Genomic DNA, 20,559 nt, shown 5'->3' on the forward strand with positions numbered 1-20,559 from the left:
ACGGCCACGAACGCTCAGGTATGTACGCCAGCACTCGGCGTGTCGCGTACAAGCTTGAGCGCTCGCCGCGGTGGTGATGATCCATGGCGGCGGCGAAACCCTCGCGCAGCTGCGCATCTGGAAATGATGCTTCTCATTATTGAGAACAGTGCTATTCTCGCTCAGGATTGAGGTTTTCGCAGGTAAAGGGGCCAATAGTGTGGCAAGAACTCGTCCGACTGGCCGTGACGTGGGGTGTGATGTGCGGACTGGTCGCGTTCTTCTACTGGATGCTGGGCAACATCGGCACGTTCTGATCGGGCAGGGTTAGGAATTCCATGAATGAACAGGATCGGCGCCGCAAACGCGGGTTGATCGCGTTTCAGATCTTCATCTACGGCGTGCTGATTGCGATGTTCGCGATCCAGGTTCAGATGTACTTCACCAGGGATTGGTAGGCCCGACGATGAGCTTGAACCCGTCACTCACCATGGACGAGCACGAGGCACGAACGCGCGATGCGCAACGGCGCGCGGATCTGTGGTGCATCGCCGGTACGGCACTCATGGGCACCCTGGTTCTGGGCATCGTCGGCCTGCCGGTGTTCTGCCGCGGCATCTATCTGTTGAGAAAGGCGCAACGCGACGGCTTGTCGGTCAGGCCGATGATGGTCACACTGATCGGTTACGTCATCATCCTCGACGGTGCGATCAACAGCATCGGCTGGGCGCTCGATCTATTCGCCAATCACGCCCTGATCACCCGCACCGTCTTCACCGCGTGGGGCAACTGGATCGACGGCGGGTATTTCTGGCATTACAACGAACTCTGGATCGGCGGTGCAGGCGCCCCAGGGGAAAAGGCGTGGGTGATGGTCTGCGTCCTGATCGTGTTCCCGATGCGGATCGCGGCCGCGATCGCACTGCTGCAGATGAAGCGTTGGGGACACCAGTGGACGATTGTGACGTGCTGGTTCGGCGTGGTCATATGGACCGGCTACATCTTCAATATGACGATGTACGCCGATGTCCGTTATGCCGCAGTCGGTTTGCCTGTTTTCGGGTGGTGGGCGTTCAACATCTTCTACATCACACCGTTCCTCGCCATCCCGTATCTCCACACCGTAAATCGAGAAATCTTCTCCGACTAGCCTGGCGAAAGGACCGTGGTGTCTAGCACAACTGAGTCAACGGCTTCGGAAGAGTCGCTACCTCTCGGAACCACCTCCACGTGGGCGCGTATGCACAAGTGGCTCAAGCGCGGGCTGTACTTCTGCCTCTTCGGATTGGTCATCGAGGGGTCGCTGACCGTCCCGGTGATGGCGGTCTGGTACGGCTGGCCGACGCTGTCACTGACCGAGATCTGCAGTGAACTGCTGAAGGTGCGTTATTCCGACGACAGCCTCGAATGCCAGCAGCCCTACCCGATCGGCGGGCCCCCGCTTGGTGGCGCCCCGGAGGCGGCCGGCCAACAGACCGCACGCGACGAGTGGGGTGTCCAACCCAAGCCGAAGTACGAATCCATCGGATTCCGAGAATTGGTGAAGATCCACGAAGAGCGCACGGCGCAGCATCCGAGCCGCTGACATGGCTGCTTCGACGGTCGTCGTGGGTCCGGCCGACGGGCTGACGCGCGAGTTGGCGGACAGACTCGGCGGGGTCGTCGTGGCGCCGGACAGCGAACTGCCGTCGGATCTCACGGGCGCGGTCATCGTCGCCGGTCCTCCAGCGAAGTCTGTCGAGGCGGCCGGGCTGAGCGGTGACGATTGGCATCGCCTGGTGGACGAACCGATGTGGCACACACTCGCCGCGCTCCAACGCGCACGGTCGGCTTTCGGGAAAGACGGTGGTCGAATCGTCGTGGTGGTTCCGACGATCGGTATGGCGGGTGCCGCCGGACTCGTTGCATACACCACCGCAGTCGAAGGCATTCGCGCAATGACGAAATCGTCTGCTCGACAATGGGCGTCGCACGGAGTCGGCGTCAATCTCGTGGCCGTGCCGCTGTCTATGTTCAGCGACGACGGCGACGCCGCTCATCTCACCGTTGCGGCCGTTGCCGCCGATTCGACCCTGATTCGCACCGTCGCCGAGTCGGTGGCGTTTCTGCTGCGGGCGGACCTGAAACATCTTGCCGGAGAGACGATCGTCGCCGACGGCGGGTCTGTGATGCTGCCGTGAGCCTTGCGGGGTTGACCACGATGGTCACCGGCGCCGGCGGCGGTGTGGGCCGCGGCATCGCGATGGCGCTGGCCGCCGAGGGCGCATACGTCGTCGTGGCCACCAGGTCCGAGACCGGACGGGCCGTAGTGGACGAGATCAGCGCACGAGGCCACCACGCGATGTGGGCGCGATGCGATGTCACCGACCGTGATGCCGTCGCCGGCGCAGTCGATCTCGCCGTCACCACCACTGGCCGACTCGATGCCGTAGTGCACAACGCCACGAGCAACATGTCCAGCCAGCCGCATCAGCTGGTCGACGTCGACCGTTCGCTGTGGACCGACCACTACTCGGTGTCGCTACGCGGAGCACATCACTGCGCCGCCACGGCCTTTGACGCACTCAAGGAGCGTGGCGGCACATTCATCGTCATGAGCTCACCGGCCGGAATCGAAGGCAGCGCGACGCTGCCCCTCTACGCCACGATGAAGGGTGCGCTGCGCGGCTTCGCCAAGAGCCTGGCGCGCGAGTGGGCCCCGCACGCGATCACGGTCAACGTCGTATCGCCCCTGGCGTATTCGCCCGCGATGGCCGCAGCGATCGATGCCGAACCCGCGATGGAGGAGCGGCTGTCTCGCCGCATTCCGCTGGGTCGGATCGGCGACCCGGAGCACGATATCGGCTCGGCCGTCGCCTTCCTGGTCGGCCCCCAGGCGCGCTACGTCACCGGTCAGACGCTCGGCGTCGACGGCGGTCACTACACGAATCTGTAGAGCAGGCGCTATAAACACCGAATGCACGCCGCGGCGCTTCAATCTCTTGCGGGTTCGAGTGCTTGGGCGGCAATCCCGGTGACGACTGCTTCGAGAAGTGCCTCGATCTGCTTCGCATCGCTCATGGACCGATCGCCCGAGGCATACCGCGTGAACAATCCGGCGATGAATGTGATGACCGCGTCACCCTGTGCGTTGCGTACGACGTCGTCGACTGGACCGGGGTTGATTGCCGTGACCGCCTCGTGCGCCATCGACACAATCTTGGACACGAACATTCCGAAGGTTTCGGCCAAGGCGGGATCTCTCGCCCCAACCAGCAGCAATTCCTGGCGCGCAATGTTGAGCAGCAGCCCGTCGCCTCTGGACTGCATCACGATCAGTTCCGCCAGTCGACCGAAGGGAGAATCGGTCTTCCTCCTGGCATCAGTGACCGAGCGCAGATTCTCGCGGTCGATGGCCGCGACTCTCTCGCCGACGCCCCGCAACAGAGCCGCCCTGGTCCGGTAGTAATAGGACGTCGTGCCGTCCGGAACATTTGCGGCCCGATCCACCTGCTGATGGGTGAGCCCGCGCGAACCTTGCTCGGCAAGAACGCGAATCCCTGCATCGCAGAGTTCGCGTCTGCGCTCGTCGCCGTCGCGCTTTCGTGGTGTGGCAATGGACACGAGTGTATCGGTCAGCGGAGGACCGTTCCCCCGTCGACGTTTATGATCTGGCCGTTGATCCAGGCGCCGTCGTCGGATAGCAGGAAGGCGACGAGGGCTGCGACGTCGGTGGGCCGGCCGACCCGGTGGCCCCTGATGCGCTTGAGCGCCGCTTTCTCGAGCTCGGGCCACTGTGGCACCGAACGTATCGCCTCCGTCGCGGTAAAGCCTGGGGCCACGGCGTTACAGCGGACCCCCTCTTTACCCCAGCGGCTCGCCACGTGCCGCGTGAGCGCTCCAACGCCGGCCTTCGATGCGGCGTACGCCGGCCGGGCGGGTTCGCCTTGAAAGGCCGCAGCCGATGACATGTTCACAATGGCGCCGCCGCCGCGTTCGAGAATGTGCGGGATGGAGTACTTCATCGCAGCCATGTAGCCGCGCAGCGTTACGGCCATGACGCGGTCCCACAGATCGAAGTCGATGTCCACGACGTCGGAATCCCCTTGGAGGGAACTCATGTCGGCGCCAACGGTGAAGAGCGCGTCCACTCCGCCGTAAATCTCCACCGTCTCGGTGACGAGATCGGCGACCGACGCGGGGTCAGCGAGATCGAAGGTGACGGCCGTGGCTGCGCCGCCCTCTTCGACGATCTTGCGCGCCGTGTCCCGAGCCGCCGTGGCGGCGACGTCGCCCACCACGACACGGCATCCCTCCCCCGCGAGACGCATGGCTGTCGCGGCACCGATGCCCGTGGCGCCGCCGGCGACGAGAACAACCTTGCCGGCCAGACCTTGCAGACTCATGACGACTCCTTCGAAATCAAGGCTTTCCCTCGCACAACGATACCTCTATAGTCATAGAGGTACAGCTCTAGAGATATAGAGGAGGCGACATGGATGGCTACTTCGCCACCTTCGACTCCGAATTACATCGGACTGCCTGACATGCCTGAAACCGAGTCGAACACAACCGGCCGCAGACGAGTTCTGGTTACCGGCGCCGCCACCGGCATCGGCGCAGCGATCGTCGACGTCTTCCTGGATTCCGGCGCCGACGTCGTCGCCACCTTCCATGAGGCGCCGTCGCCGGAGCGCTCCCAAGCCACCTGGCTTCACTGCGACGTCACCAGCGTCAACAGCGTCAACGAGACGGTCGACGCAGCCGCGGCGGCCATGGGGGGCTTAGACGCCGTCATCCATGCTGCCGGCCTGTGGCTACCGGGCATCGCGGGAGCGATCACCGACGCCGACATCGATCGGCTCGTGTCAATCAACGTGCGCGGGACCATTCACGTCAATCAAGCCGCTCACCGAATCATGCAGGGCTCGGGAGGCCGGATCATCAACTTCGGCTCCGCAGAAGCGGTCATGGGCAGTCCCATCTCGGCGGTCTACGCGGCCACGAAGGGAGCGGTACACGCATGGACGCGTTCCGCCGCCAAAGCGTGGGCCAGTGGAGGCATCACCGTGAACGCGATCGCGCCGGCGATGCAAACGCCCGGAGCCGACCGCCTGCGTACTTTTCTCGGCCCCGAAGGTGCGGCGTTCATGGACGAGAACCTGAAGCTGGCCATCCCGTTGCGCGGAGCCCTAGGCGAGCCGGCCAAGGACCTCGGTCCGTTCCTGGTCTTCCTAGCCGGCGAGGGGTCTGGATTCATCACCGGCCAACTGCTCGCCGTCGATGGCGGCCTCGTCATGCTGGGCGCTTGAGACACCACACCGATCGGAGTACACAATGGACCGGCTGGGCATCGAATTCCTGAGCATCTTCGGCATGCCACCGCTTGAATTCATATCTCTCACAGCGGATTTAGGTTGCCACTACATCACTACGGCGCTCTACGGCGTGCCGCTGCCCGAATTGGGTTACCCGACGTATTCGCTCAAGGATGACAAGCATCTGCGGCGCGAAATGGTCGCCGCCCTTGCCGATACCGGTGTGAAGATCTCGTTGGGTGAGGGATTGCTGATACTGCCCGAACGTGACTCCGCCATTCTGGCAGACGATCTCGACGTGATGGCCGAGCTCGGTGCCGAGAAGGTCAATGTCGTGAGCTTCGAGCCCGATCTACGCCGAAGCTGTGACGAGTTCGCTGCGATCACCGAGATGGCTTCGCAGCGTGGACTGAGTACAGTCACGGAAGTCGTGCCGGGTTTCACCGTCGGAGACCTCAACACGGGTATGACGGTGGTTGAGTACGTCGACCGGCCCGATTTCCGGCTGCTGATCGACACCATGCACATCGCCCGGTTGGGCACGCGGCCCGCCGACCTCGCAGCACTCCCCGGGGACAGCATCGGATACATCCAGCTGTCCGACACCACGTTGGTCAGTCGATTCGACGACTACAACTTCGAGGCCATGAACGAGCGCCTGGTGCCCGGTACCGGTGAGGTGCCCCTGAGGGAGTACCTGGCTGAGCTCCCCAAGGACGTCGTCGTCGGCCTCGAAATGCCGCAACGCGAAGCGGCCCTGGCCGGTGCCGGGGCAGCCGAACGACTGCGACCCGGCGTCGAAGCGGCGCGGGACCTACTCGCATCCCTCTGATGGCCGTCCGACATCGACCACGAAGAAAGGCAACGAATATGGAAGAAGGACAACGAGAATGAAGGCAGACGATCTGTACCACTGCGGACTCGTCGTGGACGACTTCGACGCCGAGATGGCGTTCCTCACCAACGTCGCGGGTTATCGGTGGACCGAGACTATCGAGGTGGAGCAGACGGTCGAGATCGACGGCCGGGCCGAGACCGTCCCCCTGCGACTGGCGTTCTCGCTGAACGAACCACGCCTGGAACTCGTCCAGGCCGTTCCCAACACGCTGTGGACTCCTTCGACCTCGGGCCTACACCACCTCGGATACTGGTCCGACGACATCGATGACGACATCGCGACACTGCGAGGAAGTCACTTTATTGTCGAGGGCCGGGGTCTGACCCCCGAAGGCGAAACGCTCTGGGCGTACTGCAAAGGACCGATCGGTCCGCGGATCGAATTCGTCAACCGCGTGATGCAGCCCGTGATGGAGAGCTTCTTCGGCATGGGGGAAGCCGACCCCGCACGCGTGGACGGCGATCGGTCGATGCCATGAAGCAGGCGACTGTCATTGCCGTCGGCGAGACGGGGTTGATCGACGTTCCGAAGCCGCAAACTGGGCCGAACGACGTCCTGTTGCGCATGCGAGCTTGCGGTGTATGCGGGTCCGACGGAATCTACATATCCATGGGCGGCGTTCCTCCCATGGAGGGTCGCATGCCTCTGGGCCACGAACCCGCGGGTGAGGTCCTCGAGGTGGGCGCGGAAGTCGTAGGCATCCAGGTCGGGGATCATGTGGTGGTCAACCCGATGAGCGCGCCGAGCGGCATTATCGGAAACGGCGGCACCACAGGGGCGTTGGCGCCGTATCTACTCATCGAGAATGCGGTGCGAGGACACAGCCTCGAGGTGATACCCGAGCACATACCGTGGGAGGTCGCAGCGCTCAACGAGCCCATGGCCGTCGCCCTACATGGCGCCAACCGCTGCAACCCTCGAACCGGTGACAAGGTCGTCGTCTTCGGTGCCGGACCGGTGGGTCTCGGTGCGATTCTGGCGTTCAAATCACTTGGCGTGGGCCACGTGGTCGCGGTCGACCCAATCTCTGGCCGTCGCGAAAAGGCGCTGCAGGTTGGCGCCGACGCCGTGATTGACCCCTCCGAGGAGGACCTCGCGACGCGGCTCCTGGAACTGCACGGCGAGGGCGAGTCAATGTTCGGCGGTCGAGTCGGGACCGATGTCTACCTCGACGCAGCGGGCGCGAAATCCGTCGTCGACTCGGTCCTGGCGGTGGCGAAGCGGGGTGCGCGATTGACGATCGTGGGTGTCCACATGGAACCCGTGTCGGTGGAGCTGCTCAACGTGATGGGCAATGAAATCGAGATCGTCGGATCCTGTGGCTATCCTGACGAAATCTTCGAAGTGACAAAGGATCTGGTTGCCAACTGGCAGAAGTACGCCGTCATCGTCAGCCATCAGATTCCGTTCGATGACGTCGAGGAGGCGTTGCGGTTGGCGTCCACCGCCGGCGCCGCGGACAAGGTCGTCGTGACGTTCCCCTGACGTTGCGCGCGACATCTTCGGGAGTCGCTCAGCCGTTTGATACGGCGAAAGGCGTTTGAACACAGAATTTTCGAGGCGTCGAGGAGACTATATGGTAGGCATTCATCGCGAAAGGCCCGGCGTCGATGCCCTTGCTGTGGCCACCGGCAATCCCGCCACCGCTCTGGGCGACGACGTGTGGATGTCTCCGGGCATCTCGAATTCATATGCCCTCGGCACCAATGACGGTCGCGTCATCATCAACGGCGGCGCGTTTTTCGAGGGTGAACGCCACAAGAAGGCGTTCGCTGAGGTGTCGGGGCCTACCCGCGCAATCGTCATCACGCAGGGTCACGCGGACCACTGGGGCGGCGTCAACGCGCTTCTCGAATCCGGCACCGATCTGGTGATGCACTCCAATTACCGGTACTGGCGCGATGACAACGTGCGACTGATGGGCTACCGCGGCGCCAAGGCGTCCTTCGCCTTTCCGCAGTTCGTGTCCGCAACGCTCGAATACTTCGATACAACTGACTCCGCGACGATCGACATGTCGTTCCCCGAGCCGACGACCACCTTCGACCGGCGTCATCAGATGACGATCGGTGGCCGCCGCATCGAATTGGCTTGGACCCCGGGCGGTGAGACCACCGACGCGCTGGTCGTCTGGCTACCTGAAGAGCGAGTCCTGTTCACCGGCAACCTCTTCGGTCCATTGTTTGGCCATGTACCGAACCTCATGACGATCCGTGGCGACCGCTATCGCGACCCCGTCCTTTACATCGAGTCGCTCAACACGGTGCTCGAGTTCGCTCCGAATCGATTGATAACAGGTCATTTCGACCCCATTGAGGGTGTCGACCGCATCGCCGAGGAGGTCACGGCCATGCGGGACGCCATGCAGACGGTTCACGACCGCACTGTCGAGCTCATGGCCGGCGGCGCAGACGTATACACGGCGATGCGAACGGTCGCTGTGCCGGCCGAACTCGACATCGGCGAAGGCTACGGCAGAACGCCGTGGAACGTCCGCGCCATCTGGGAGATGTACGCCGGCTGGTTCCAACACCGCTCCACCACCGAACTGTTCGCAATTGCGCCGGCAGCCGTCGCCGAGGATGTCGTGCGCATTGCCAGTGCGGAACCACTTGTCGATGCGGCCCGCGAGCACGTCGACCACGGTCGGCCGTTGCGAGCGCTGCAACTCACCGACCTCGTGCTGGAAATCGAGCCAGGCCACGCGGATGCACGAGCCGTGGCCGTAGACGCCCACCACGCCCTGCTAGCGAGCACTGAGAACTTCTGGGAACGAGCCTGGATCACCAAGACGATTGACGAATTGAGGACAACCGAATGAACTCGATCAAGTTCGACTTCTCCGGGGCCAACGTCTTGGTGACCGGAGGCACCAGCGGAATCGGCTACGCCATCGCGTCCGACTTCGCCGCCGCGGGCGCCAAGGTCACCGTCACCGGAACGCGAGCCAATGCGTCGGACTATCCGGACGTCGATCTCACGGGCCTGACCTTCGTCCAATGCCAGCAGTCCGATACCGATTCGATTGACGCCCTTACCGAATCGCTCGGCGACCTCGACATCTTGGTCAACAACGGGGGCGCACCATACGCCGCCCAGAAGGACGAATGGGACCCCGAAGGATATGCGGGTTCGGTGGCGGTCAACATGTTTGCGCACATGCGGCTGACCATGGCATGTCACGAACGGCTCCGGGCCAGCACCTTGGCGGGCGGCAGCAGCGTCGTCTCGATCGTTTCAATGTCTGCGTTCGTCTCCGCCGTGGCGGTGCCTGCCTACAGCTCGTCGAAGGCCGGCATGGTGGCCTTCACGAAGAACCTCGCGCGACGCTGGGTCGACGACGGCATCCGCGTCAACGCGGTAGCGCCGGGGCTCATCAAAACGAGAATGACCGCGCCGGTTCTCGACTTCCCCGAAGCGCTCGAGGCTGAAATGCGGCACACCCCGATGAACCGGATGGGCCTCGCTGAGGAAATCTCGCCGGCCGTGCTCTTCCTGTGCAGCGACGCTGCGTCCTACATCACCGGAACGACTGTCGCCGTCGACGGCGGCTACCTGACGGTCTAGGAGCGCCCTTCAATGAGCCAATTCGATGACGTGACAACGTCAGACGACGTGCTGCGTCTTGCCATAGAGGCCACCGGCGTTCCGCAACCGCAGACCGAATCGTGGCGCCCAGGACTGGACATCATGCTCGATGAACTCGCTTCGTCGCCTGCGTTCACCGCACACGGCCGGGACTACATCATCGACAACTCGGTCAAAGCGCTCGCACGCCGCCTCCAAGTAGATGATTACGCCGAGAAACACCCCGAGGTTCTCGACGCATCCGTCGAGCGCCCGATCTTCATAGTGGGCATGCCTCGCACGGGTACGACTGTGATCAGTTACCTGCTCGACCAGGATCCGGCTCGGCGTTCGCTGCTGCACTGGGAGTGTGTCCATCCGATCCCCCCGGCCACCAGCGACACCCTGCGTACCGACCCGCGATGCCTGGCGCTGATCGAGAAGCAGAACCTGCTGCTCAATGCGCTGCGCAGCGCTCACATGTCCGTCCCGCACTGGGAAGACGCCGACGGTCCGACAGAGTGCATGTTCATCCACAACCAGGATTTCAAGGGCTTGTCGTGGGATGCGTTCATGAAGACGTCGCGGTACGCCGAGTGGTTGTTCGAAACGGCGGACATGACGACCACCTACGAATATCAGAAGCGATATCTGCAGGTGCTTCAGTCCACCGCCCCCGGAACGTGGAGCTTGAAGATGCCGTCCCACTCCATTCACATCGAGGCACTACTCGAGGTATTTCCCGACGCTCGACTCATCTGGGCGCACCGCGACCCCTATCGCGCAACCGGGTCATTGGCCAATCTCTGGAAGCTGCCCAAAAAGCTGACATTGCAGCCTGATTCGATCGATCTCGCAGACATGGGGCGACAGGCTCAGTGGCAGATGAGCTACCACGTCGACAGGCCACTGCGGGCGCGTGAGCGCATCGGCGACGACCGCTTCTTCCACATGTACTACTCCGAGATGATGCGCGACCCACTCGACGTCATGCGGCGCATCTACGCCTGGGCGGGTGATCCGCTCACCGAGGAAACCGAGAACCGGATGCGTGCCTGGCTCACGGCTCACCCCCAAGATCACTACGGGACCAACACCTACAGCCTCGAGGAGTACTCGCTGACTGTAGATGCGCTCCAACCCACCTTTGCGGAGTACCTCGACACCTTCCCCATCGAACTGGAGGCCAAAGCGTGACGAGTGTTCCGCCGCGAACGGCCGACTTCTATCACACCGCTGTCGTGGTCCTCCGGCGAAAGCGAGGTGCCCTAGCCTGCTTCCAGTGTGAGAATGTATCCTCTCGTTTTAGGAGAGCGACGTTGCCACTCCGTCGTGACGCGTCCGTGCCGGAGAGGAATTGACGATGACAGAGCCCAAGGCGTTCGAGGTGTGGGATGCCGACAACCACATGTACGAGACCATCGACGCCTACACGCGCTACCTGCCCGAGAAGTACTCCGAGGCGCTGAAGTTCGTCGATGTCAAGGGACGCAAGAAGCTGCAGATCCTCGGTGTCATCACCGAAACCATTCCGAACCCGACCTATGAGGTGATCCCCACGCCCGGCGCGTGGGCCGACTACTTCCGCGGCATAAATCCAGAAGGCAAGACGCTGCGGGAGCTGGCCGAGCCCATCCGGTGTCCCGATGAGTTCCGCCGCCCCGACCTGCGGCTGGCGTTGATGGACCGTCAGGGTGTCGACGGCGCCATGATGTTTCCTACCACCGCCGGCATGCTCGAGGAGCGGACGAAATCCGACACGGAGCTGACGCATGCGGTGACGCACGCCTTCAACCGCTGGCTGCTCGAGGACTGGACGTTCAACTACCAGAACCGGATCTTTCCCGTGCCCGCCATTTCGCTGAATGATCCCGCGCTGGGCGTCAAGGAGCTCGAATGGTGCCTCGACAACGGCGCGAAGACGGTGCTGATCCGGCCCGCACCGGTGCCGCGCGAGGACGGCACGTCCCGCTCGGCGGCGCTGCCCGAGTTCGACGGTTTCTGGCGGCTGGTCGAGTCGTCGGGCATCTCGGTACAGATGCACAACTCGGATTCGGGTTACGAGCGCTACGTCGACGACTGGGAGGACGCCGCCGAGTTCAACGGTTTCGCGCTGAGCAAGTTACGGGGTTTCATCTACGAGGAGAGCCGCAACATCTTCGACACCCTCGCCGCGTTCATCGCGCACGGCGTTTTCGAGCGCTTCCCCGGCGTGCGCATCGGCGTTGTCGAGAACGGCGGCTCGTGGGCGCACCGCCTGCTCGACGTCTTCGACCGCGTGTACCGCAAGCGGCCGTACGACTTCAACGAGCATCCCAGCGAGGTCTTCCGCAGACACGTCTGGATCAACCCGTTCCACGAGGAGGACATGTCCCATCTCGTCGAGCTTCTCGGCGCGAACCGCGTGATGTTCGGTTCGGATTACCCACACCCCGAAGGTCTCGCCGAACCGGCGGATTTCGTCAAGGAACTCCAGAACCTGCCCTCGGACACCACCGCACGGATCATGGGTGGAAATCTCAAGGAACTCATCGGGATCTAGACCGGCCGTCGCCGCCGTCGAGGCGTAACGGGTTGATTACCCGCATCTGCAGGTGCGTGCAATCCACCAGTTAATGGATGCGGGCCCCCCGATGAAGCGGGCTGAGTCGGCGCGGCTAGCCGAACCGGGCACGCAACTCGGTCTTCAGAACCTTGCCGGTGAGGTTGCGCGGCAACGCCTCCACCAGTTCCACGCGTTCCGGAGACTTGTGTTTGCTCAACCCCCGCGCCTGGCAGTGCTCGGCGAGCATGGGCAGCGTCACCTCGGTTCCGGGCTGAGGCACGACGACCGCGCACACCCGTTCGCCGGTGCGCGGGTCCGGCACTCCGATGACCGCGACGTCGGCCACCGCCGGGTGTGTGGCCAAGACGCCCTCGATCTCCAGCGCCGAGATGTTCTCGGCGTTGCGGATGATCGCGTCCTTGATTCGCCCGGTCACGACGACGTTGCCCTCGGCGTCGATGCGGCCCCGGTCGCCGCTACGGAACCAGCCGTCGGCGTCGAATGCGTCCGCGTTCAAGGCCTCGTCGACATAGCCGAGGAAGCACTGTGGCCCCTTGAGTCGCAATTCACCTTCCTCGCCCACGCCGACTTCCCGCTCAAACTCGTCGACGACGCGTACGGACACGCCCGGCACGGGCCTGCCGACCGTGTGATCGAGCACTTCCGGCGCCCCGTCCGGCGGCGGCGAGGTGGCCACCGGAAACTCGGTCAGCCCCCAGGAGTTCGCGACCCCGGCAACCGAAAGCGTCTCGCGGACTTGTCGTCCCAACTCCGGGGTGATCGGCGCGCCGCCACCTACGCAGCCCCGCAGGTTCGGGAAGAGCGGCTCGCCGCCGTGCTCGCGCTGCGCGGCCATGTAGGCGACGAAGAACGGCGTGGCCGTGCCGAGCAGCGTGGGTCGGTGCGCGGCGATGGCCAGCGGCCCGGACATCGGATCGAATGCGTCGAACAACACCAGTCGCATACCGGTCAACAGGCTGGCCGCCAACATCGCGGCACCGCCGATGTGCGACACCGGGAACGGGATCGGGTTGACGTCGCTACTGGAGGCGCCGACCATGCCGACCACGCCCGCCGATCCGGCGACCACGGAGCGGTCGCTGTGCCGCACCCCCTTCGGCGCTGCGGTGGTGCCCGACGAGTAGTACACCCATCGCGGCAGGGCTCCCGTCGTCGGGGGCGGCGGCAGCGTCACCGGGTCACCCGCGGGAAGGCGTAGGCCGTCGGTGAGCGGAGCTTCGTGGTCGACGACCACGACCGTCATCGGCCGCTTCGCCGCAAGATCGTTGGCCAGCGCGACATGGTCGTAGCCCCGCCACCTACCGGGGACGACGAGGAAATCCGTGCCGAGTTGCGCTGTGGCGAAACCGACTTCGTGCTCCCGCCAGATCGGCAGGATCGGGTTCTGCACGGCGCCGAGCCGCGTCAGCGCGACCATCACCACCATCGTCTCCAAGGTGGTCGGCAGCTGCCACGACACCACCGTCCCTTCGGCGACGCCGCGTTCGGCAAGTGCGGCAGCGGTGCGGTGCGCAGCATCCCGCAGCTGCGAACAGGTCAGATGGCGACCGAAGTCGTCGACGAGCACGACACGATCGGGGTGCTCCCCCGCCGCCGCGTCGACCAGACCCCAGTATGTCTCCGCCTGCGCACTCATGAGGTCGGCAGCATCATCCGCCGCTTGGCGAGGATGTTGCGCATCATCTCAGAGCTTCCTCCGGAGACGGTGTACGCACGGGACCACAACCAGCATTCGCGCAATCGCTCCTCGGCCTGCTTAACCGTCGGGTCGACCGACCCGTCCGTGCACACCGTAGCCGCGAGCTGGGCGCCGTAGGCGGAAACCCGGTGGTAGGTCTCGGCGAAACTCAGTTTCGCGATCGAGCCGTCGCCCGGCTGGTCCGCACCGGCGATCAGCCGCTCGACATGGTCGTCGATGAAGGCCTTCGCCACCTCGACCTCGACCGCGAGTTCGGCGATGGTCTGCCGGATGTCGTTGTGCACCAGTGCGGATACACCGTCCAGCAGCCCGTTGCGGGCGACGGTGACGAGGTCGTCGATCAACAGCTCCAGCAGGATGACATTGCCGCCGATGCCGAAGCGTTCGAAGTCCAGGCCTGTCATGATGATCGACCAGCCCTGGCCCACCTCGCCGATGAGGCTGTCGGCGTCGACCGTCACGGCGGTCATGAACACCTCGTTGACCTCGATGGCGTCACCGACGGTCCGGATCGGGCGCACCTCGACGCCGGGCGCCGACAGCGGAACGGCGAACACCGAGAGGCCGTGATGCCGCGACGACGCCGTGTCGGTGCGGATCAGTGCCAAACCCATGTCGGCCCAGTGCCCGTCGGTGATCCAGATCTTCTGTCCGTCGATGACCCATGTGCCGTCGTCTTGCCGCACACCTCGGCTCCGGACACCGGCGATGTCGCTGCCCGCGTCGGGTTCGCTGAGCAGCTGGCACCACACATGCTCGCTGCGCCGGATCGGTGGCAGCAGCCTGCGCTTCTGCTCGTCGGACCCGAAGTGCAGCAACACGTGTGCGGCCAAGTTGACCTGGTCGACCGGACGTGGTGCGCGGGCCCGCAGGATCTCCTCGCTGACGATCCGGTCATGAAGCGGATGGTGATCGGCGCGTCCGCCGTATTCGACAGGCCAGTCCGCACCCACGAATCCGGCGTCGAACAGCCCGGCGAACCATGCGCGCAACTGGGCTTCCTGCTCGGCGTTCTCGGGTGCGCGATGTCCTTCACGCGCCTCGATGGGAGGCGCATGCTCGGCGATATGCGCGCGCACCCGGCTCCTGAAGTCGGTCAGCTCCGAATCGCTCGGCCGGTTCCCGTACCCGCTCACCAGCCGGACACCTCCGCGAACAGTGCATGACTCGACCGGACGGTGCCGATCAGATGGCCGTTGGTGAAGACCCGGCGCAATTCGTAGTGCAGTGGATACTCCCAGGTGAAACCGATACCGCCGGACAGCTGCATGCACTCGTCCACCGCCGCAGTGCCTTTCGCCGCGACGAAGGCGTGTGCGGCGGTCGTGAGCGCGGTGGCACGATCGTCGTCGGCGGCGATCGCGCGGGCCGCCTTCATCACGACGGCGCGGGCCTTGACCTCGAAGACGAGGAGGTCGACGAGCCGATGCTGGATCGCTTGAAAGCTGGCGATCGGCGCGCCGAACGCGATGCGCTCTTTCAGGTATGCGGTCAGCCGCTCCAGGGTCATGGACACCGCGCCGACGGAATCGGCGGCGATGAGCAGCCGGGCCATCCCGAGCAACTGGTCACTCCGTTGCGCTGGCCCGATCAGCGTGCTCGCCACCCCAGCGAGATCGACGCGTAACACCGGCCTGGTGACGTCGAGCAGGTCGCCGTCCAGCCGGGTCTGTCGGCCATCGAGGTCCCCTATGAGGTGGATTCCGTTGCGCCCCACGGTGACTACCAAGTCGACCTCGTCACCGCGGATGACACGCGCGGAGTCGTCGGCGACGGTGAAGCCGGCGGTCGCCGTGCCCGCCAGCAGCCGGGGCAGCCAGCCGTCCCGCACCTCGTCGGGCGCGGAGGCGACCGCCGCGGCCGCCATCGTGGTGCCGAACCATGCGGACCTGTCCTGCGCCCGACCGAGTTCCTCTGCCACGACGCAGGTTTCGACCGGACGCCAACCCACGCCGCCCAGCGTCTCGTCGACGAGCAGTCCCGTCCAGTCCATCGCCGCGAGGTCCTCGACGGATTCCTTTTCTCTGCGCTCGGACAGAAACTCCCGCGCGGACGCCCTCAGCAGATCGAGGTCGACGTCCTCATCGGACATCAGACGGCTAACTCCGGGACACCAGCTGGTCGGCGTTGTCGCGCATGATCCGCTTCTTGGCCGCGTCGTCGAGCGGGTCGAGCAGTTTGACGAAGTCAGCCGGTTCGGCCAGGCCCTCGGCGTGCGGGTAATCCGAACCCATCACCAGCACGTCGTCGTGACCGAGGGCGGTGACGATGCCCGGGATGTCGTCCTCGGGGTACGGCACGACGCGGACGTGGTGACGAAATATCGCCGACGGCCGCTCCGTCAGCTTGCCTCCGATCCACGGGCCGTTGCGCCCCATACCGCGGCTCTTGTCCATGTGCTTGACGAAGAACGGCACCCATTCTGCGCCATGTTCGGCGACCAGCACGTTGAGTTTCGGGAACCGGCCGAACAGGTTGTCGAAGATCAACGCCGAGAGCGTGTCCTCGATCGGCCGCTGACCGTAGATGTTCATCCACTGCCACGCCGACATGTGCCACGAAGCAGGGTCGGGGTTGTGGCCCCACGCCGGCGAGATCGCGTTGAAATACCAGAACGGCATGATGTGGTACACCAGCACGCAGCCGGCCTCCTGCAGCCGCGCGTAGACCGGATCGAAATACGGATCGCCCGGCGAACGCCCGTAGGCGGGGCCGGTCGGCAGCATCACGAACTTGGCGCCCGCTGCGATGATCGCCTCCGTCTCGGCGACCGCGGAATCGACGTCGCGCAGCGACAACAGCGCGGTGGCGTAGATCTTGTCCTGGTAGTTGAAACCCCACTCGTCGTCGATCCAGCGGTTGAACGACCGCAGGTTCGCATACAGCGCCGCGGTGTCGTCGACGTAGTGTTCAGCGGCCAGCGCCATCCCGCTCGGATAGATCACCAGCCGCTCGACGTTCTGCCGGGCCATCACCGCGAGCCGAGCCGAACGTTCGATGTACTCCGGCTGCATGGGCTGCGGCTCGTAGGTCTCCTCGGGATTGCCCGAGCCCATCTGGCGCAACATCTCCTTCAGGGAACCGGGGCGGTACGCCACGTCCAGGCCGAGCCCGCCCTCGCTGTTGAACGTCGCCACGCGGCGGCCCGCGAGGATCACCTCCACGCCGTCGGCCCCTCGCACCGTCGTGATGGCCCGATCGTGAAACTGCTTGGGCAGATACCGGGTAAACGCATCGCGCGTCTCGTAGCAGTGCGTATCGCAGTCAAAAATCCCGTAGTCCAGTTTCGTCGTCACGACCGGCTCCTTCACGAACGAGAATCCGTATTCTCCTAATCCAGAAAACATACTATCCTCGGCCGAGAATGCCTATCCCGGGCGGAACACGCACGCAAAGGACCACATGACCGCTAGCGAGGCCGACGCACTCCGACAGGCCGTGCGCGAATTCCTGGGTTCCGCCTCGCCGTCGAGTCGAGTCCGCGAGCTCATGGCCACCGAAGAGGGTTGCGACACTGCGGTGTGGTCGCAAATGGCCAACGAACTGGGCCTGCACGGCATCGCCGTGCCCGAAGAATTCGGCGGCGCCGGTGCGGGATTGCCCGAAGTCGTGGTCGTCTTCGAGGAGATGGGTGCAGCCTTGCTGTGCGCGCCGTTCTTCTCCACGGTCGCGATGGCTATCCCGACGCTGCTCGGCAGCGGTGACGCCACCGCGATGAAGGAGTACCTGCCCGCGCTCGTCGACGGTGCGAGTACCGCCACGGTGGTATTCAACGGCACCCTCGACGCCTGGGATCCCGACACGGTGACACTGACCGCGCGCAGAGACGGCGCCGGCTATCGAATCGACGGTGGCGCCGAGCGCGTCCTCGACGGGCATACCGCCAATACCGTTCTGGCCGTTGCGAATACCGACGCAGGCACATCGCTGTTCGCGGTGAGCGCGAATGCCGACGGGCTTCGCCGCGAGCCGCTGGCGACGCTCGACCAGACGCGCAAGGTCGCCAGGCTGAGCTTCGACGGCGTCAGCGCCCGGTTGATCGGCGCGGACGGCGGCGCCGCGGCCGGACTGGAGCGGGCATATCGCCTCGCCCTCATTGCGCTCGCCGCCGAACAGGTCGGTGCGGCACAGCGATGCCTCGACATGGCCGTGAACTACGCGAAGGAACGGATCCAGTTCGGCCGTGCCATCGGCAGCTTCCAGGCGGTCAAACACCGCTGCGCGGACATGCTGGTGCTGGTGGAGGGCGCCCGATCCGCCGCCCGGCACGCCGCCGAAACCGACGGTGAGGAGCAGGCGTTGGCGGCGTCGGTGGCCAAGCTGGCGTGCTCGGAGGCGTTCCTGCAGGTTGCGCTGGACAATATGCGGATCCACGGTGGCATCGGGTTCACCTGGGAACACGACGCACACCTCTACGTCCGTCGCGCGAAATCTTCCCAGCTGATCTTTGGTACCCCCGACTACCACGCCCAGCGCCTGGCAACCCTCGTCAGCACCTGAAAGGACAACCGTGACCGTTTCGTTCTCGCTCGAACTACCCACCCAGCGGGTGGAGGCCGTAGAAGAGTTCGTCAACGCCGACGCGATAGCGGAGATCGCCCGCGCCGCCGAGGCGACTGGATTCGCCGCGGTACATGTCACCGACCACCCGGCGCCCGACGCAAAGTGGCTCGACCACGGCGGGCACCACGCCCTCGACCCGTTTGTCGCGCTGTCGTTCGCGGCCACGGCCACCACCGACGTGAAACTGTTGACCAACGTCTACATCGCCGCCTATCGCAACCCGTTCCTGGGCGCGAAGTCGATCCAGAGCCTGGCCGTACTGTCCGGTGGGCGGCTGATCCTCGGCACGGCCGCTGGCTACCTGAAACCCGAATTTCGGGCGCTCGGAGTCGATTTCGATTCCCGGGCCGCGTTGCTCGACGAGGCGCTCGATGTACTGAGCCAGGTTTTTACCGGAGAAGACGTCGCATATGAGGGCACGTCGTTCAACGCGCGCGGGGTCCGGCTGCGGCCGCTGCCCGCGAGCCTTCCGCCGGTCTGGGTCGGCGGCAACAGCAAGCCCGCCGTGCGGCGCGCGGTGTCGCGCGCCGAGGGTTGGGCGCCGTTCAACACCTTCGGCTACGCCGCGGCATCACGAACCGCGGAGATCTCCACGCTCGAGGAGCTGGAGTCCGCGATCGCGTGGGCCAAGAAGTACGCCGCCGAGATCGGCCGCACGGAACCGCTGGACATCTGCTTCTCGGCGGGCAACCTGCTCGACGACGGCAGGTCGACCGACGAACGGCACGCCACGATCGCGAAATTGGAAGCGCTCGGAGTGACGTGGCTGACCATCGCGCCCCAAGGCAGCACCCGGGCCGAGGTCATCGATTACGCGCACGCGTTCTCCGAGGAGTTCATCGCATAAGGCTGGCGGCAGAGAACCCGTCGACACCGATGCGCCGGTGAGCGAACAGCCATTGGCCGTCGACGGCCACCAGGACGTCGCGGTAGCGGCCCCAATGGTCGAGTCCGGCGTCGGTGTGCACGGCGAAATAGCTGCTGACTTCGACACGGTCACGGTCAACGTGCCCGAAGCGGACGCTCGAGACGTGGTGGCTGACGTAGGAGGGAGCCGGGCGGGCGGGGTCGGGCTCCCTGGCCATCGCGGCACCGAGGCCCGCCTCGATCGCCGCGGGTCCCGTCAGCGGTTCGGGGCCGCCGCTGAACTCGAGGACGCCGTCGGCGGCGAAACACTGCGCCAGCGCGTGGAGATCGAACCGATCGGTGGCGGCGGTGTAATCAGATAGCGTCTGCCGAACCGACTCTCGAATTTCGAGCTTCCAGCTGTCCATTTCGCCTCCCTGTAAACATAAGTTGCCGCGTCACGATAACGTGTGTTCTCATGCCGAAACCACACCTGTTCGATCTGCTCAATCCCGCCACCACCGCCCTGGTCACCCAGGAGTGCCAGGGCGGAGTGATCGGCCCGCAAGCCGGCCTGCCGATGCTCGCAGAAGAAGCGCGCCGAGAAGCGATTCCGAACATCGCCACCCTGCTCGACGTCGCCCGCGCGGCCGGGGTCACGGTTGCGCACTGCCTCATCGAGAAGCGCCCCGACAACCGCGGCTCCAACACCAACGCCCGACTGTTCATGGCGGGCAAGTCCTTCGCCGCCGACTTGACGCCCGGAAGTCCCGGCGCATCCCTGCTGCCGGAACTCGGCCAGGCTCCCGGCGACATCGTCCTGACCCGCCTGCACGGCGTCGGACCCATGACCGGCACCGACCTCGACTCTGTACTGCGCAACCTGAACATCAGCACGATTGTGGGAGTGGGTGTTTCGGTCAACGTAGCGATCACGAACTTCGTGATGGACGCCGTCAACCGCAGCTACCAGTTCGTGCTGCCGCGCGATGCGGTGAGCGGGTATCCACGCGAATACGCGGAGTCTGTCATCGACAACACGTTGAGCCTGCTCGCGACGGTGACCACCACCGATGAGGTGGTCAAAGCGTGGAAAGAGATCGCAGGCACATAGCCCTGATATGGATGTTGCCCAAGCTTGGTG

General features: G+C 64.7%; 22 protein-coding genes. 15 read left to right on the forward strand and 7 right to left on the reverse strand.

What is annotated here, in order from left to right; all coding sequences use genetic code 11:
- Positions 1-469: 469 nt before the first annotated feature.
- From AU188_RS03650 to AU188_RS03665, 4 genes are all read left to right on the forward strand, one after another.
- Positions 470-1,129 (forward strand): hypothetical protein, encoded by a 660-nt coding sequence (locus tag AU188_RS03650; protein ID WP_059162367.1) that lies wholly within the window; start codon positions 470-472, stop codon positions 1,127-1,129.
- Between the two features lie 90 nt (positions 1,130-1,219).
- The gene (locus AU188_RS03655; protein ID WP_172799387.1) at positions 1,220-1,564 is read left to right on the forward strand and encodes a hypothetical protein; all 345 of its coding nucleotides are present in this window, start codon (positions 1,220-1,222) and stop codon (positions 1,562-1,564) included.
- Between the two features lies 1 nt (position 1,565).
- Positions 1,566-2,159, forward strand: coding sequence for an SDR family oxidoreductase (locus AU188_RS03660; protein WP_059162368.1), 594 nt, complete (start codon positions 1,566-1,568; stop codon positions 2,157-2,159).
- Entirely contained in the window at positions 2,156-2,914 is a 759-nt protein-coding gene (locus AU188_RS03665) for an SDR family NAD(P)-dependent oxidoreductase (RefSeq protein ID WP_059162369.1), read from the forward strand. The genes AU188_RS03660 and AU188_RS03665 overlap by 4 nt, the downstream gene beginning before the upstream one ends.
- Before the next feature lie 38 nt (positions 2,915-2,952).
- On the opposite strand, the gene AU188_RS03670 is transcribed toward AU188_RS03665, so the two are convergent.
- Both AU188_RS03670 and AU188_RS03675 read right to left on the reverse strand, forming a co-directional pair.
- The gene (locus AU188_RS03670; protein WP_059162370.1) at positions 2,953-3,582 is read right to left on the reverse strand and encodes a TetR/AcrR family transcriptional regulator; all 630 of its coding nucleotides are present in this window, start codon (positions 3,580-3,582) and stop codon (positions 2,953-2,955) included.
- An 11-nt stretch (positions 3,583-3,593) separates the two neighbouring features.
- Positions 3,594-4,364 carry an SDR family NAD(P)-dependent oxidoreductase gene (locus AU188_RS03675; protein WP_059162371.1) on the reverse strand — a complete coding sequence of 257 codons (771 nt, stop codon included), beginning with the start codon at positions 4,362-4,364 and terminating at the stop codon, positions 3,594-3,596.
- A gap of 141 nt (positions 4,365-4,505) precedes the next feature.
- Between AU188_RS03675 and AU188_RS03680 the strand changes: the two genes are divergently transcribed.
- The 8 genes from AU188_RS03680 (at position 4,506) to AU188_RS03715 (ending at position 12,283) form a co-directional block, all read left to right on the forward strand.
- Positions 4,506-5,270 (forward strand): SDR family NAD(P)-dependent oxidoreductase, encoded by a 765-nt coding sequence (locus AU188_RS03680; RefSeq protein ID WP_059162372.1) that lies wholly within the window; start codon positions 4,506-4,508, stop codon positions 5,268-5,270.
- A 25-nt stretch (positions 5,271-5,295) separates the two neighbouring features.
- On the forward strand, positions 5,296-6,108 hold the full coding sequence (locus AU188_RS03685; RefSeq protein ID WP_059162373.1) for a sugar phosphate isomerase/epimerase family protein: 813 nt from the start codon (positions 5,296-5,298) through the stop codon (positions 6,106-6,108).
- A gap of 58 nt (positions 6,109-6,166) precedes the next feature.
- Positions 6,167-6,652: a VOC family protein gene (locus AU188_RS03690; RefSeq protein ID WP_059162374.1), complete on the forward strand. Its 486-nt coding sequence runs from the start codon at positions 6,167-6,169 to the stop codon at positions 6,650-6,652.
- Positions 6,649-7,659, forward strand: a complete 1,011-nt coding sequence (locus AU188_RS03695; RefSeq protein ID WP_059162375.1) for a zinc-dependent alcohol dehydrogenase — start codon at positions 6,649-6,651, stop codon at positions 7,657-7,659. The genes AU188_RS03690 and AU188_RS03695 overlap by 4 nt, the downstream gene beginning before the upstream one ends.
- A 91-nt stretch (positions 7,660-7,750) precedes the next feature.
- On the forward strand, positions 7,751-8,995 hold the full coding sequence (locus AU188_RS03700; protein WP_059162376.1) for an alkyl sulfatase dimerization domain-containing protein: 1,245 nt from the start codon (positions 7,751-7,753) through the stop codon (positions 8,993-8,995).
- Positions 8,992-9,741 (forward strand): SDR family NAD(P)-dependent oxidoreductase, encoded by a 750-nt coding sequence (locus AU188_RS03705; protein WP_059162377.1) that lies wholly within the window; start codon positions 8,992-8,994, stop codon positions 9,739-9,741. Before AU188_RS03700 ends, AU188_RS03705 begins: the two co-directional genes overlap by 4 nt.
- Positions 9,742-9,753: 12 nt before the next feature.
- The gene (locus AU188_RS03710) at positions 9,754-10,938 is read left to right on the forward strand and encodes a sulfotransferase family protein (protein ID WP_059162378.1); all 1,185 of its coding nucleotides are present in this window, start codon (positions 9,754-9,756) and stop codon (positions 10,936-10,938) included.
- A 166-nt stretch (positions 10,939-11,104) separates the two neighbouring features.
- Positions 11,105-12,283, forward strand: coding sequence for an amidohydrolase family protein (locus AU188_RS03715; protein WP_059162379.1), 1,179 nt, complete (start codon positions 11,105-11,107; stop codon positions 12,281-12,283).
- Between the two features lie 115 nt (positions 12,284-12,398).
- Here AU188_RS03715 and AU188_RS03720 read toward each other — a convergent pair whose 3' ends face one another.
- From AU188_RS03720 to AU188_RS03735, 4 genes are read right to left on the reverse strand one after another with little or no spacing between them, the layout of a single operon-like run.
- Positions 12,399-13,943: a class I adenylate-forming enzyme family protein gene (locus AU188_RS03720; protein ID WP_059162380.1), complete on the reverse strand. Its 1,545-nt coding sequence runs from the start codon at positions 13,941-13,943 to the stop codon at positions 12,399-12,401.
- Positions 13,940-15,142 (reverse strand): acyl-CoA dehydrogenase family protein, encoded by a 1,203-nt coding sequence (locus tag AU188_RS03725; protein ID WP_059162381.1) that lies wholly within the window; start codon positions 15,140-15,142, stop codon positions 13,940-13,942. The genes AU188_RS03720 and AU188_RS03725 overlap by 4 nt, the downstream gene beginning before the upstream one ends.
- Entirely contained in the window at positions 15,139-16,098 is a 960-nt protein-coding gene (locus AU188_RS03730; RefSeq protein WP_059162382.1) for an acyl-CoA dehydrogenase family protein, read from the reverse strand. Before AU188_RS03730 ends, AU188_RS03725 begins: the two co-directional genes overlap by 4 nt.
- 7 nt (positions 16,099-16,105) lie before the next feature.
- Positions 16,106-17,302, reverse strand: a complete 1,197-nt coding sequence (locus AU188_RS03735) for an amidohydrolase family protein (protein ID WP_059162472.1) — start codon at positions 17,300-17,302, stop codon at positions 16,106-16,108.
- 106 nt (positions 17,303-17,408) lie between these two features.
- Between AU188_RS03735 and AU188_RS03740 the strand changes: the two genes are divergently transcribed.
- A complete protein-coding gene (locus AU188_RS03740; protein ID WP_059162383.1) occupies positions 17,409-18,506 on the forward strand; it encodes an acyl-CoA dehydrogenase family protein in 1,098 nt (365 codons plus the stop codon).
- Between the two features lie 10 nt (positions 18,507-18,516).
- Complete coding sequence (locus tag AU188_RS03745; protein ID WP_059162384.1) at positions 18,517-19,416, forward strand: TIGR03619 family F420-dependent LLM class oxidoreductase; 900 nt, start codon at positions 18,517-18,519, stop codon at positions 19,414-19,416.
- Here AU188_RS03745 and AU188_RS03750 read toward each other — a convergent pair.
- On the reverse strand, positions 19,406-19,843 hold the full coding sequence (locus AU188_RS03750) for a nuclear transport factor 2 family protein (RefSeq protein ID WP_059162385.1): 438 nt from the start codon (positions 19,841-19,843) through the stop codon (positions 19,406-19,408). The two genes, AU188_RS03745 and AU188_RS03750, sit on opposite strands and share 11 nt — an antisense overlap.
- Positions 19,844-19,893: 50 nt before the next feature.
- Between AU188_RS03750 and AU188_RS03755 the strand changes: the two genes are divergently transcribed.
- Positions 19,894-20,529: a cysteine hydrolase family protein gene (locus AU188_RS03755; RefSeq protein ID WP_059162386.1), complete on the forward strand. Its 636-nt coding sequence runs from the start codon at positions 19,894-19,896 to the stop codon at positions 20,527-20,529.
- Positions 20,530-20,559 lie beyond the last annotated feature (30 nt).

The sequence above is a fragment of the Mycobacterium sp. IS-3022 genome, assembly GCF_001500065.1.
Taxonomy (GTDB): domain Bacteria; phylum Actinomycetota; class Actinomycetes; order Mycobacteriales; family Mycobacteriaceae; genus Mycobacterium.